This is a genomic window from Caulobacter sp. FG7 (assembly GCF_057808875.1).
Genome location: NZ_JBMDIW010000004.1, coordinates 93,360 through 107,578 on the forward strand (window position 1 = coordinate 93,360; position 14,219 = coordinate 107,578).

General features: G+C 69.3%; 8 protein-coding genes. 7 read left to right on the top strand and 1 reads right to left on the bottom strand.

What is annotated here, in order from left to right:
* Window positions 1-11: 11 nt before the first annotated feature.
* Window positions 12-641 carry a PepSY-associated TM helix domain-containing protein gene (locus ACODR1_RS04660; protein WP_488879402.1) on the bottom strand — a complete coding sequence of 210 codons (630 nt, stop codon included), beginning with the start codon at window positions 639-641 and terminating at the stop codon, window positions 12-14.
* Window positions 642-983: 342 nt separating this feature from the next.
* On the opposite strand from ACODR1_RS04660, the gene cytX reads away from it, so the two are divergent.
* The 7 genes from cytX to ACODR1_RS04695 all read left to right on the top strand — a co-directional run bounded on the left by cytX (window position 984) and on the right by ACODR1_RS04695 (window position 14,141).
* On the top strand, window positions 984-2,255 hold the full coding sequence (gene cytX / locus ACODR1_RS04665) for a putative hydroxymethylpyrimidine transporter CytX (protein WP_488879403.1): 1,272 nt from the start codon (window positions 984-986) through the stop codon (window positions 2,253-2,255).
* 121 nt (window positions 2,256-2,376) lie between these two features.
* Window positions 2,377-4,299, top strand: a complete 1,923-nt coding sequence (locus ACODR1_RS04670) for a M61 family metallopeptidase (RefSeq protein WP_488879404.1) — start codon at window positions 2,377-2,379, stop codon at window positions 4,297-4,299.
* 86 nt (window positions 4,300-4,385) lie between these two features.
* Complete coding sequence (locus ACODR1_RS04675; protein ID WP_488879405.1) at window positions 4,386-6,173, top strand: DUF885 domain-containing protein; 1,788 nt, start codon at window positions 4,386-4,388, stop codon at window positions 6,171-6,173.
* 215 nt (window positions 6,174-6,388) lie between these two features.
* The gene (locus tag ACODR1_RS04680) at window positions 6,389-6,676 is read left to right on the top strand and encodes an addiction module antidote protein (protein WP_488879406.1); all 288 of its coding nucleotides are present in this window, start codon (window positions 6,389-6,391) and stop codon (window positions 6,674-6,676) included.
* A 107-nt stretch (window positions 6,677-6,783) separates the two neighbouring features.
* Entirely contained in the window at window positions 6,784-9,195 is a 2,412-nt protein-coding gene (locus tag ACODR1_RS04685; protein ID WP_488879407.1) for a glycoside hydrolase family 3 N-terminal domain-containing protein, read from the top strand.
* 165 nt (window positions 9,196-9,360) lie between these two features.
* Window positions 9,361-11,280 carry a sialate O-acetylesterase gene (locus ACODR1_RS04690; RefSeq protein WP_488879408.1) on the top strand — a complete coding sequence of 640 codons (1,920 nt, stop codon included), beginning with the start codon at window positions 9,361-9,363 and terminating at the stop codon, window positions 11,278-11,280.
* Window positions 11,277-14,141 (top strand): glycosyl hydrolase 115 family protein, encoded by a 2,865-nt coding sequence (locus tag ACODR1_RS04695; RefSeq protein ID WP_488879409.1) that lies wholly within the window; start codon window positions 11,277-11,279, stop codon window positions 14,139-14,141. Before ACODR1_RS04690 ends, ACODR1_RS04695 begins: the two co-directional genes overlap by 4 nt.
* The last annotated feature ends 78 nt before the right edge of the window (window positions 14,142-14,219 follow it).

A 14,219-nucleotide genomic window follows, 5' to 3' on the forward strand; every position in this document is an offset into this window, starting at 1 on the left:
GCGGCCTTTCTCTAGAGGTGGACGAACAGGATGATGATCAGGAGCGGAATGGCCAGCCCCGCGGCGGTCAGCGGCCAGGTCATCGGCCGCCCGCGGGCGTGGAATTGAAGCAGGATCAGGCCGGTGACGGTGAAGATCACGCAGGCGCCGGCGAAGATATCGATGAACCAGCTCCAGGCCTTGCCGGTGTTGCGGCCCTTGTGCAGGTCGTTGAGCAGGCTGATCGAGCCGCGGGTGGTCTTTTCGTGCTCGACTTCGCCGGTCTCGCGGTCGATGGCGATCCAGGCGTCGCCGCCGGGGCGGGCCAGGGCCAGATAGACCTCGGCGTCGGACCATTCGCCGACGCGGCGGGCGATGTCGGCGTCGACGGCCTTGTCGAGCCAGGTCTCGACCTTGATCGGCAGCGGGCGCTTGCCCTCGGTCGGACCCGACGCCAGTTCGGCGATCAGTTCGGGCGGCAGGGTCGCCTTCTTGCTGACGACCTTGGGCTCGGCTTCGATCGAGCCGGCGTGGTTCAGGGTGAAGCCGGTGATCGCGAACAGCAGCATGCCCACGAGGCTGATCGCCGCGCTGATCCAGTGCCACTGGTGCAACTGCTTCAGCCAGAAGGAGCGGCGGTTCTGTTCGGCGGCGGCTTTCACGGGATTCCGGAACGGACGAGCTTCAGTGCCGCCGTCCATACTTGAGAGCGACTTGCAATTACAAGACCCGATCGCCGTCTGGCCACGATTGGAAACATTTGCTCACGGATCGGTCTGGGATGCGACCTGCAAGCCGTATCGTCGGCTTGGTGTTCTTGGAGCGCGTTCTCGCCGCACTCTGCGAGTGCAACTCCACTCCGCCCAATCCCGCGAAAGCGGGGACCCAGGCTTTTTCTGGAACCCGTGGCGCTCGACGATAAAACACCTGGGTCCCCGCTTTCGCGGGGATTTTACGGGGAGGGGGAGAGGCGGAGGCACGCCAAGCTGCTATGCCTCGCGGTCATGGCCCAGCTCGACGACACCTATGATCCGCTGACCCCCGTTCCGGCCGAGCGCCGGGTGTTCGGGGCGCGCGACGCCTTCTCGTTGTGGTTCAGCCTGGGCATCGGCCTTCTGGTGCTGCAGGCCGGTGCGTTCCTGGTTCCGGGCCTGAGTCTCGGCATGGCGCTGGCGGCGATCGTCACCGGCTCGGTGCTGGGCGCGCTGCTGCTGGCGGCGGCCGGGGTGGTCGGCGCCGACACCGGGCTTTCGGCCATGGGCACGCTGCGGCTGGCGCTGGGCGCGCGGGGCGCGGCGGTTCCGGCGGTGCTGAACGCGGTGCAACTGGTCGGCTGGGGCGCGTTCGAGATCATCGCCATGCGCGACGCCGCCGACGCCCTGGCCAGGCAGACCTTCGGCCTCTCCAACCCGCTCGCCTGGACGGTGCTGTTCGGCGCCCTGGCGACCTGGCTGGCCTTCATGGGGCCGGTGTCGTTCGTGCGACGGTTCCTGCGCGCCTGGGGCCTGTGGCTGCTGCTGGGCGGGGCCGGCTGGCTGACCTGGCGGCTGCTGGCCCAGCACGACCTGGCCGCGCTGTTCGCCAAGGCCGGCAACGGCGAGATGAGCTTCGGCGCGGGCGTCGACCTGGTGGTGGCCATGCCGTTGTCGTGGCTGCCGCTGATCGCCGACTACACGCGTTTCGGCCGCTCATCCGGCCGGATGTTCCGCGGCAGCGCCGCCGGCTACCTGCTGGCCAACATCTGGTTCATGGGCCTGGGCGCCTGCTACGTTCTGGCCGCTGGAAGCGGGGAGGGGCTGCTGCTGACGGCCCTGGCCGCGGCGGGCGGCGGCATCGCCCTCTTGCTGATCGTCGTCGACGAGACCGACAACGCCTTTGCCGACATCCACTCGGCCGCCGTCTCGACGGCCACCCTGGCGCCGGTGCGGCCCGCGCACCTGGCCCTGGCCTTCGGCGCGTTGTGCACGCTGATCGCGCTCTTGGCGCCGCTTGCCCGATACGAAGGCTTCCTGCTGCTGATCGGCTCGGTGTTCGCGCCGCTGTTCGGCGTGCTGCTGACCGACCACTTCGTCGTGCGCCGCCGCAGGCCCGAGGCCGCCAGCGCCTTCGCCTGGGGCCTGAACCTGCCGGGCCTCCTGGCCTGGGCGGCCGGGATCGCGGCCTATCAGGGCTTCAGCCGCCTGGCGCCGCAGCTGGGCGCGACCCTGCCCGCGCTGGCGGTTGCGGCGATTGCCTATCTATTGCTGGGGTTGATCTGGCGGCGGCCGAAGGGCTGAGCGACCAGCGTCGCCGTAACGCCGTCCGGTCAAGTTCGTCTCGACAAGCGGCCCCTAACAAAAGAAACATCCAGGCTTCTTACCGCGAGGGGACGTTCGCGGGCTGCATTGGGGTCGTTTCTTGAAAGCGCTTTTCTTCTCGGTCTCGCTTCTGTCGCTGGTGGGCGGCGCCGCTCTCGCCCAGGACTACCTGCCGCAACCGGCCGCCCCGACGGCGCCGATCGTCGCCCCGCAGGACGTGGCCTATCCGGGCGTGCTGAAGCTCTACGTCGACGCCACCGACCTCGAGCGCAAGATCTTCGACATCAAGCTGACCCTGCCGGTCGCCAAGCCCGGCCCGATGACCCTTTACTATCCGCAGTGGGTTCCGGGCGGCCACTCGCCGCGCAACGACATCGACAAGCTGGCGGGCCTGGTGATCACGGCCAATGGCCAGACGATCCCGTGGAAGCGCGACGTGGTCGAGGTCAACGCCTTCCACATCGACGTGCCGGCCGGCGTGACCGAGCTCTCCGTCGCCTACAAGTTCCTGTCGCCGGTCGAGACCAAGGTCGGCCGCATGGTCATGACGCCGGACATGCTGAACCTGCAATGGCTGCAGATGACCATGTACCCGGCCGGCCACTTCACCCGCCGCATCACGGTCGAGCCGACCGTCAAGCTGCCGGAAGGCTTCCAGTTCGCCTCGGCCCTGGAGATCGACAAGACGCAAGGCCAGGTCACCAGCTTCAAGCCGACCACGGTCGAGACCCTGGTGGACTCGCCGATGTTCGCCGGCCGCTACTTCAAGTCGGTCGAGCTTGATCCGGGCGCCAAGGTCCCGGTGCGCCTGAACATGATCGCCGACAAGCCCGAGCTCCTGGAGTTCAAGCCCGAGCAGATCCAGGCCCACAAGAACCTCGTGCAGCAGGCCTACAAGCTGTACGGCTCGCACCACTACGACCATTACGACTTCCTGGTGGCCCTGTCGGACCAGCTGGGCGGCATCGGCCTGGAGCACCACCGCTCGAGCGAGAACCGCGTCGCGCCCAAATACTTCACCGAGTGGGACAAGACCTATGTCGGTCGCGACCTGCTGCCCCACGAGTTCACCCACTCGTGGAACGGCAAGTTCCGCCGTGGCGCGGACCTGTGGACCCCGACCCTCAACACCCCGATGCGCGACAGCCTGATGTGGGTCTATGAGGGCCAGACCCAGTATTGGGGCTTTGTGCTGTCGTCGCGCTCGACCCTGCTCTCCAAGGAGCAGACGCTGGACGCCATCGCCATGACGGCGGCGACTTACGACAACCGTCGCGGCCGCGACTGGCGCCCGGTGCAGGACACCACCAACGACCCGATCATCGCCAGCCGCAAGCCGCTGTCGTGGCTCTCCTACCAGCGCAGCGAGGACTACTATTCGGAAGGCCAGCTGGTCTGGCTCGACGCCGACACGCTGATCCGCGAGAAGACCGGCGGCAAGAAGTCGCTCGACGACTTCGCCAAGGCCTTCTTCGGCGTCGCCGACGGCTCGTACGTGTCGCACACCTACACCTTCGACGACGTGGTGGCGGCGCTGAACGGCGTGGTGGCCAACGACTGGGCGAGCTTCCTGAAGGACCGCATCGAGGGCGTGAACCCCAAGGCCCCCCTCGATGGCCTGACCCGGGGCGGCTACAAGCTGGTCTATACCGACACCCCGACCGAGTATTTCAAGTCGTCGGAGACCCGCGCCAAGAACACCAACCTGTCCTACTCGCTGGGCCTGACGGTGGGTTCGGACGCGGTGCTGACCGACGTGCAGTGGGACGGTCCCGCCTTCAAGGCCGGCCTGACCCAGGGCCTGACCATCGTGGCCGTCAACGGCGACACCTATGACGCCGACAAGCTGAAGGCCGCCGTGAAGGCCACCGCCAAGGGTGTTCCGGTCGAGCTGCTGGTCAAGGAAGGCTCGCGCTACCGCACGGTGAAGCTCGACTACAGCGGCGGCCCGCGTTACCCGCGCCTGGAGCGTATCGTCGGCACGCCGGCGCGCCTGGACGACATCCTGGCGCCCCGCAAGTAAGCTTTTAGAGCCGTCCGGCGCCCGGGGCCGCGAGGCGCCGGACGGCTTTGTTCCCGACATGCGGCCAAGTCTGCCTTGGGGGCCGCATGTCCGATTCCACGAAGTTCGATCGTCGTCAGTTGTTGGTGGGCGCGACCGCCGCCGCCGTCTCTACGGCCCTGCCGGCCATGGCCGCCCCGAAAGGCGATGCCGCCAAGCTCTACGCCCTGTTCGACGCCTTCTTCGACGAAGACCTGACCGAGAGCCCCGAACAGGCGACCAATCTGGGCCTCGACGCCGGCGCGCGCACCAGGCTGGGCGACCGCTCGATCGCCGCCTGGCTCAAGGAGCGCCGCGAACCCGCGCAGCGGCTCAAGCGCCTGAAGGCCATCGATCGCAAGGCCCTGACCGGCGAGGACGCCGTCAACTACGACACCGCCGCCTACTATTACGGCGCGCGCGACAAGGCCTCGGGCTTCGACTACGGCGCGGTGTCGCGGCCGTTCGTGGTGACCCAGTTCTACGGCGGCTATTCGTCGGTCCCCAGCTTCCTGGACAACAAGCACGAGGTGAAGTCGGCGGCCGACGCCGACAGCTACCTGGCCCGCATGGCCGGGTTCGCCGGCGTGCTCGATCAGGAGAGCGAGCGGGTGCGGGCCGACGCGGCCAAGGGCGTGATCCCGTCGGACTTCATCCTCGACAAGGCCATCGGCCAGCTGAAGCAGTTCCGCGCCCTGGCGCCGGAAAAGAACGTGCTGGTCGCCTCGATGGCTCGCCGCGCCAAGGCCTATGGCGACTACGACGCCAAGGCCGCCGCCCTGCTGACCAGCGCCATCCACCCGGCGCTGGACCGCCAGATCGAGACCCTGACCGCCGTCCGCGCCAAGGCCGTGCACGAGGCGGGCATGAACCGCTTCAAGGACGGCGATGCGTTCTACGCGGCCCTGCTGCGCATCTACACCACCACCGAGAAGACCCCCGACGAGGTCCATCGTCTTGGCCTGGAGGAGGGCGCGCAGATCCAGGCGCGGATGGACGAGATCCTAAGGAAGCGCGGTTTCACGCAAGGCTCGGTCGGCCAGCGCATGGCGGCGCTGAAGGACCTGCCGGGCGAGAGCTATCCCAACACCGACGAGGGCCGCGCCCAGATCCTGGCCTATTGCAATCGGTTGATCGCCGAAATGCAGCCCAAGCTGCCGCAATGGTTCGGGATCACGCCGAAGATCCCGGTCGAGGTGCGCCGCATCCCGCCCTACACCGAGGCTGGCTCGTCGGGCGGCTATTACGAGCGTCCGCCGCTGGACGGCTCCCGTCCCGGCGCCTTCTACATCAACCTGCGCGACACCGCCGAGCGTCCCCGCTACGCCCTGCCGACCCTGACCTATCACGAGGCCGCGCCGGGCCACCATTTCCAGCTGGCCCTGACCGCCGAGGGCAGCCTGCCGCGCCTGCGCCAGAACATGTTCTTCTCGGCCAACACCGAGGGCTGGGCGCTCTATGCCGAGCAGGTGGCCATGGAGATGGGCCTCTACGAGACCGACGACCTGGGCCTTCTGGGCATGTACCAGGCGCGCCTGTTCCGCGCCTCGCGCTGCGTGGTCGACACCGGCATCCACGCCAAGGGCTGGAGCCGCGAAAAGGCCATCGCCTACATGGTCGAGACCGGTGGCGACGACGAGGGCCGCATCACCCGCGAGGTCGAGCGCTATTGCGCCAACCCCGCCCAGGCCTGCTCGTACAAGGTGGGCCACACCGTCTGGGCCGCCCTGCGCGAACGGACCAAGGCCCGTCTCGGCGCCAAGTTCGATATCCGCAAGTACCACGACACCGCCCTGCTGGTCGGCCCGACCCCGCTGACTGTGCTGGAAAGCGTGGTCGACGCCTGGTCGGGGTGAGGCTCCTGCAAATTGCGAGAGCAGCTCCGAACCCTCTAAATCTCGTCATCCCGGAAAGCGCGTAGCGCTTATCCGGGACCCAGGGGCCAAGCGCAGTGCAGCGGCCCCTGGGTCCCGGCTCTACGCTTCGCTGCGGCCTGGGTGACGGTTTGATAGCTTTTCTTGCGTCGATTGGTGCTGTCTCCTGCGGGAGACGCTTATCGAGGCGAGGATGCATGAGCATCGACACCCAGCCGTTCGATCCGGCCCTTTATGTCGAGACCCCGGAGGCGGCCGCCGCCTATCTGGATGAGGCCCTGGCGACCAACGACGCGGCCTTCATCGCCGATGCGCTGGGCGTTCTGGCGCGAGCCAAGGGCATGACCGAGGTGGCGGAAGCGGCTGGGCTCGGACGGCAAAGCCTCTACAAGGCGCTGGCTGTCGACGGTAACCCACGCTTCGACACCGTGCTCAAGGTGGTGAGCGCGCTTGGTTTGCGCCTTTCGACGACCGCCGCGAGGTAAACGAAAGTGACCGGTAACATTAGGGCTTGAGTGGTCTGACAAGCTCTCCCATAGTGTCAGGCAAGACGGCGCGAAGCCGCCGTGACAGACGCTGGGGAAACGCAAGGATGACCACCACCCTTACTCGCCGCACGCTGGGCGTCAGCCTGGCCGCTCTCGGCGCCGCCATGGCGCCCGTGGTCCGGGCGGCTCCGAAAGCGACGGGCGGCAAGGCGCTCTACAAGGATCCGGCCCAGCCGATCGACGCGCGGGTCAAGGACCTGCTCTCGCGGATGACGCTGGAGGAGAAGGCCGCCCAGCTGATCGGGATCTGGCTGACCAAGGCCGCGATCCAGACGCCGACGGGCGACTTCTCGCCCGAGACGGCCAGTAAGAACTTCCCCGACGGCCTGGGCCAGATCTCGCGCCCGACCGACCGCCGTGGCCTGAAGCCGACGACCGAGGTCAACGCCGCCGCCGGCGCCGAGGACGGCTCGGTGGGCCGCAACGCCCCGCAGACGGCCAAATACGTCAACGCCGCCCAGAAGTGGGCGATGGAAAGCACGCGCCTGGGCATCCCGATGCTGATGCACGACGAGGCCCTGCACGGCTATGTCGCCCGCGATGCGACGAGCTTCCCGCAATCGATCGCCCTGGCCTCGACCTTCGATCCGGAACTGGTCGAGCACGTGTTCTCGGTCGCCGCCAAGGAGATGCGCGCCCGGGGCTCGAACATCGCCCTGGCCCCCGTGGTCGACGTGGCCCGCGACCCGCGCTGGGGTCGTATCGAGGAGACCTACGGCGAGGACCCGCACGTCTGCGCCGAGATGGGCCTGGCCGCTATCCGCGGCTTCCAGGGCAAGACCCTGCCGCTGGCGCCCGACAAGGTGTTCGTCACCCTCAAGCACATGACCGGCCACGGCCAGCCCGAGAACGGCACCAATGTCGGCCCGGCCCAGATCGCCGAGCGGACCTTGCGCGAGAACTTCTTCCCGCCGTTCGAACGGGCGGTGAAGGAGCTGCCGGTGCGCTCGGTCATGCCCAGCTACAACGAGATCGACGGGGTGCCCTCGCACGCCAACCGCTGGCTGCTGACCGACATCCTGCGCGGCGAGTGGGGCTTCGAAGGCGCGACGATGAGCGACTATTTCGCCATCAAGGAGATCATCACCCGCCACAAGCTGACCGACCAGCTGGCCGACACGGCGGTGATGGCCATGAACGCCGGGGTCGACGTCGAACTGCCGGATGGCGAGGCCTATGTGCTGCTGCCCCAGCTGGTGCGTTCGGGCCGCATCCCCGAGGCCGCCGTCGACGCGGCCGTGGCGCGGGTGCTGAAGATCAAGTTCGAAGGCGGCCTGTTCGAAAATCCGTATGCGGATGAAAAGACCGCCGACGCCAAGACCGCGACGCCGCAAGCCGTCGCCCTGGCCCGCGAGGCGGCCCGCAAGGCTGTGGTGCTGCTGAAGAACGACAAGGGCCTGCTGCCGCTGGACGGCAAGAAGATCAAGCGCCTGGCGCTGCTCGGCACGCATGCCAAGGACACCCCGATCGGCGGCTATTCCGACGAACCGCGCCACGTGGTCTCGGTGCTGGAGGGGCTCTCCGCCGAGGCCAAGGCGCAAGGCTTCGCGCTCGACTACGCGGAGGCTGTGCGGATCACCGAAAAGCGCGTCTGGGCCGCCGACGAGGTCAAGCTGGTCGACCCGGCCGTGAACGCCAGACTGATCGCCGAGGCGGTCGAGACGGCCAAGAAGGCCGACGTCGTCGTCATGGTGCTGGGCGACAACGAGCAGACAAGCCGCGAGGCCTGGGCCGACAACCACCTGGGCGACCGCGACAGCCTGGATCTGGTGGGCCAGCAGAACGATCTCGCCCGCGCCATCTTCGCCCTGGGCAAGCCGACCGTGGTGCTGCTGCTGAACGGCCGTCCGCTGTCGGTGAACCTGCTGGCGGAAAAGGCCGACGCCCTGGTCGAGGGCTGGTACCTGGGCCAGGAGACCGGCAACGCCGCCGCCGACGTGCTGTTCGGCAGGGCCAATCCGGGCGGCAAGCTGCCGGTCAGCATCGCCCGCGACGTCGGCCAGCTGCCGATCTACTACAACCGCAAGCCCACGGCCCGCCGCGGCTATCTGTTCGACCGCGCCACCAGCCCGCTCTATCCGTTCGGCTTCGGCCTGTCCTACACCAGCTTCGAGATCTCGGCGCCGCGCCTGTCGAAGGCCCGGATCAGCCAGGGCGAGAGCACGACCGTGTCGGTCGAGGTGACCAACACCGGCAAGGTCGCCGGCGACGAGGTGGTGCAGCTCTACGTCCACGACGAGGCGGCCTCGGTCACCCGTCCGGTGCTGGAGCTGAAGCACTTCAAGCGGGTGACGTTGGCGCCCGGCGAGAAGAAGACGGTGACCTTCGAGGTGAAGCCCTCGGATCTGTGGATGTGGAACCTGGCCATGAAGCGGGTTGTCGAGCCGGGCGATTTCTCGATCCTGGTCGGCCCGAACTCGGTTGACCTGAAGTCGGTCAAGCTGACGGTGGCGTAAGGGGGCGGGCTACGCGAAAGATGCTCCCCCTCTGGGGGAGCTGTCGCGAAGCGACTGAGGGGGTGAGCGCCGCGCCGACCCCCTCCGGCCCTCTGGGCCACCTCCCCCAGAGGGGGAGGATCTAGAAAGAACGAGCCGCCTCAGGCGGCCGAGGGAGTTGACCACATGCGCCGCGTCGCGCCGATCCTGCTGGCCGCCCTGATGGCCACGCCCGCCGCCGCCCAGGGGCCGTTGCTGAACGGGCTGTTCGCCGACCATGCGGTGGTGCAGCGCGGCCGGCCGTTGCCGGTGTTCGGCGAGGCCAGGCCCGGCGAGGCGGTGACCGTCACGCTCGGCGACCGGACGGCCACGGCCAAGGCCGGCGCGAACGGCGCCTGGCGCGTCGACCTGCCGGCGATGCCGGCCGGCGGTCCCTACACCCTGGAGGCCAAGGCCGCCTCGGGCGCGAGCCAGACGGTGAGCGACGTGCTGGTCGGCGACGTCTGGCTGTGCTCGGGCCAGTCGAACATGGAGCTGCCGGTCGAGCGCGGCAACAACTCGTGGTCCGAGATCCGCTCGGCCAATGACGACGGCCTGCGCATGGCCTATGTCGACCACGCCGACAGCCGCTCGCCGCGCACGACCTTCGTCAAGCCGCCGGCCTGGAAGGCTGCCAAGCCCGATGCGGTCGGGTCGTTTTCGGCCGCCTGCTACTACATGGCCCGCGAGCTGCGGAAGACCGACAAGACGCCGCTGGGCCTGGTTCACGCTTCGTGGGGCGGGTCGGCCATCGAGGCCTGGCTCAGCCCGGCCGCCCTGCGCAGGGCCGGCGACTACGACAACGACATCGCCACCCTGCAGCTGTCGCTGAAGGACCGCCCGGCCGCCGACCGCCGCTGGGGCGAGACGATCAAGGCCTGGTGGAGCCTGCGCCACAACGGCGCGGCCGGCGGTCCGTGGGCCGGCGACGGCGCCTGGACGCCCGCGCCGCAGGGCCTGGGTGTCTGGGAAAGCTGGGGCGTGCCGGCCCTGGCCGACTTCAACGGCATGGTCTGGTTCGATACGTCGATCACCCTGACGGCGGCCCAGGCGAAGGGGGCCGCCAGCCTCGAGATCGGCATGGTCGACGAGGTCGACACCACCTTCGTCAACGGCGTCGGGGTCGGCTCGACCTCTGGCGCGGGCACGGTGAGGATCTATTCGGTGGCGGCCGGGACCCTGAAGGCCGGCGCCAACCGCATCGTCGTTTCGGCGCTCGACACCTACGCCAACGGCGGGATGTACGGCGAGGCCGCCCGCGCCCTGGTGCTTGCCGACGGGACCCGTATCCCGCTGACGACCTGGCGCTACCAGATCGAGCCGAAGGAAACCGGCGAGCCGCCGCGCGCGCCGTGGGACACGCTGTCGGGGGTATCGACGCTCTACAACGGCATGCTGGCGCCGATGGGCCCCTACGCCTTCAAAGGCTTCGCCTGGTACCAGGGCGAGAGCAACACCGGCCGGCCCCAGACCTACCAGCCGCTGCTGCGCGAACTGCTGGCCGAGCGCCGCGTGGGCCAGGCCGCCGACATGCCGGCCCTGGTGGTGCAACTGGCCAACTACGGCAAGCCGCAGTTGGCGCCGGAGGAGTCCTGGTGGGCCCAGGTGCGCGAGGCCCAGCGCCTGGCCGTGGCTAAGGACGGTCACGCCGCGCTCGCCGTCATCACCGACATCGGCGATCCCTCCGACATTCACCCGAGCAACAAGCAGGAGGTCGGCAAGCGCCTGGCCCGGGGCGTGAAGCGCCTGGCGGGCCAAGCGGTGACCACCGGGCCTTCGCCGGTCTCGGCGCGCCGCGTGGGCGAGACGGTGGAAGTGCGTTTCGAGCAGGTGGCCGAGCGCCTGGCGACGCGCGGCTCGGACAAGGCCATCGGTTTCGAACTGTGCGACGCGGCCGGCTGCCGGTTCGCCGACGCCCGGGTCGAGGGCGACAGGGCGGTGGTCGCCATCCCTGCCGGCCTGACCCCGACCAAGCTGCGGTTCGCCTGGGCCGATGCGCCGACCTTCAACGTCTTCGACATGGCCGGCCTGCCGCTGGGGCCGTTCGAGATCGCGGTCGGCTCGTGAGTAAAGGCGTCGCTGGTCTGCGCACCGCCGTCTCGGCCCTCGCGCTCGCCGCCGCTGTGGCGGCCGCGGCAGCGCTGGCGGCGCCGACCGCCGCGCGTTCGGCCGAAGCGGGCGTGGTGTCCGAGAAGCCCTTCGCCGGCGGCTTTGCGCTGATCGCAGGCGGCAAGCCCGCGCGGGTCGAGGCCGACGTCACCGACTGGCCCGGCGTGCTGCGCGCGGCGCAGGGCCTGCGCGGCGATCTTTCCAAGCTTTCCGGCGGGGCCCAGCAGGCCAAGGACGCGCCCGTCGTCATCGTCGGCACGCTGGGCCGGAGCGCGCAGATCGACGCCCTGGTCGCGGCCGGCAAGCTGGACGTCTCGGCCCTGAAGGGGCGTTGGGAGGGCTTCGTCCAGCAGGTGGTCGACAACCCGCGTCCGGGGCTCGCCCGCGCCCTGGTCATTGTCGGGGCCGACAAGCGCGGGACGATCTTCGGCGCCTACGACCTTTCCGAACGCGCCGGCGTCTCGCCGTGGAGCTGGTGGGCCGACGTGCCCGTGCCGGTGCGCCGCGACCTGACGGTGGCGCCGGGCGCCCGGCTGCGGGCGCCCAAGGTCAAGTACCGGGGCATCTTCCTCAACGACGAGAACCCGGCGCTCTACGGCTGGGCCAACGCGACCTTCGGCGGCTTCAACCACGCCTTCTACGAGCGGGTCTACGAGCTCGTGCTGCGGCTGAAGGGCGACTATCTGTGGCCGGCGATGTGGGGCAAGGCGCTCTATGACGACGACCCGCTGAACGCCGTGCTGGCCGACGAGATGGGCGTGGTGATCGGAACCTCGCACCACGAGCCGATGATGCGGGCGCACGTGGAGTGGGAGCGTTACGGCCAGGGGCCGTGGGACTACTCGAAGAATCCCGAGGCCCTGCGCCGCTTCTGGCGCGAGGGCGTCGAGCGGATGGGCGCCAACGAGAGCCTGGTCACGGTGGGCATGCGGGGCGACGGCGACGAGCCGATGACGCAGGGCACGGCCACCAAGCTTTTGGAGACCATCGTCGCCGACCAGCGCAGGATCATCGGCGAGGTCACCGGCAAGGACCCGTCGGCGACCCCGCAGGTCTGGGCGCTCTACAAGGAGGTGCAGGACTATTACGACGCCGGGATGCGCGTGCCCGACGACGTGACCTTGCTCTTCGCCGACGACAACTGGGGCAACATCCGGCGCCTGCCGAAGCCGGGCGAGACACGGCCGGGCGGCTACGGCGTCTACTACCACTTCGACTATGTGGGCGGGCCGCGGAACTACAAGTGGCTCAACACCAACCAGATCGAGCGCACCTGGGAGCAGATGAAGCGCGCCGACGACCACGGCGCCGACCGGCTGTGGATCGTCAATGTCGGCGACCTCAAGCCCATGGAGCTGCCGACCGAGTTCTTCCTCGACCTGGCCTGGAACCCCGACGCCATGCCGGTCGAGACGCTCTCGACCTACACCCGCGACTGGGCGGCGGCGCAGTTCGGCGCCGCGCACGCGGCCGAGATCGCGGCGCTGCTGGACGGTTATACGAAGCTGAACGCGCGGCGAAAGCCCGAGCTGATCGACGCGGCGACCTTCAGCCTGGTCAATGACCGCGAGGCCGAGCGGGTGGAGGCCGAATGGGCCGTGCTGGAGGCCCGCGCCGAGGCCTTGCGCAAGGCGCTGCCCAAGGCCCAGGACGACGCCTTCTTCCAGCTGGTCTGGTTCCCGATCATGGCCAGCGCCAACCACACCCGGCTCTACATCGCCGTCGGCCGCAACCGGCTCTATGACCGGCAGGGTCGCGCCGCCTCGCTGGCTCAGGCCGAGCTGGCCGAGAGGCTGTTCGCCCGCGACGCCGAGCTGACCGGCCAGTACCACGCGATCGGCGACGGCAAGTGGGTCCACATGATGGACCAGACCCACATCGGCTACACCGGCTGGCAGCAGCCCGAGCAGAACGCCTTACCCGCCCTGGCCCGCAACGTCCTCTATCGCGGCGTGATGATGGGCGTCGCCGTCGAGGGGCGCGAGGCGCGGGTCGACGCCGAGCAGGGCGCCGACCTGCCGCCGCTGACCCGCTGGGGGCCGTCGTCGCGCTGGATCGACGTGTTCAATCGCGGTCCGTCGCAGATGGCGTTCGAGGCGAGCGCCGGCGCGCCGTGGCTGAAGCTGTCGCGCGGCCCGGCCGGCGACTGGGGCGATACGCGGCTGGAGCTGTCGGTCGACTGGGCCAGGGCGCCCAGGGGCGTCCACCGCGTGCCGATCACCCTGAAGGGGCCGGGCGGGCAGCAGGTCGTGGTGACGGCGGTGGTCGACAACACGGCCCGCAAGCCGGCCAGGGGCGCCTTCGTCGAGGCTGGCGGACCGCTGGCGATCGAGGCCGAGCACCACGCCAAGGCGACCACCGCCGACGGCGTTTCGTGGAAGACCATCCCCAACCTCGGCCGCACGCTGTCGGGCGTGGCCGGCTATCCGACCACCGCCGCGCCCAGCGCGCCGGGCAAGGGGGCGATGCTGGAATATCTGGTCGATTTCGAGAAGGCCGGGCCGGTCGACCTGACCGTGCTGGTCTCGCCGGGACTGGACGTCACGGGCGGGACGGGACCGCGCTTTGCCGTGTCGATCAACGACGCGCCGCCGGTGGTGGTCAACACCATCCCCGATCCGTCCGAGAAGGCCTGGGACAAGGTGGTGGCGGACAATGTCCGTTCACTGACGACTTCGCTGGCGGTCCCGTCGGCGGGGGCGCACCGGGTGCGGTTGTGGCGCGTGGATCCGGGCGTGGTGTTCCAGCGGCTGGTGATCTCGCGCGGGGCGGTGGCGGGGAGCTATCTGGGGCCGCCGGAGGGGCAGCGGGCGAAGTAGAAAATCCTCCCCCTGAAGGGGGAGGTGGCCCGGAGGGCCGGAGGGGGAAGTCGCTGCTGATTTGGAGGCTGCTGCTGG

Excerpts from the sequence above, each read along its gene's own strand:
- cytX (WP_488879403.1), top strand. The coding sequence starts at position 984 with ATGGCCCAGCTCGACGACACCTATGATCCGCTGACCCCCGTTCCGGCC.
- ACODR1_RS04675 (WP_488879405.1), top strand. The coding sequence starts at position 4,386 with ATGTCCGATTCCACGAAGTTCGATCGTCGTCAGTTGTTGGTGGGCGCG.
- ACODR1_RS04680 (WP_488879406.1), top strand. The coding sequence starts at position 6,389 with ATGAGCATCGACACCCAGCCGTTCGATCCGGCCCTTTATGTCGAGACC.
- ACODR1_RS04685 (WP_488879407.1), top strand. The coding sequence starts at position 6,784 with ATGACCACCACCCTTACTCGCCGCACGCTGGGCGTCAGCCTGGCCGCT.
- ACODR1_RS04690 (WP_488879408.1), top strand. The coding sequence starts at position 9,361 with ATGCGCCGCGTCGCGCCGATCCTGCTGGCCGCCCTGATGGCCACGCCC.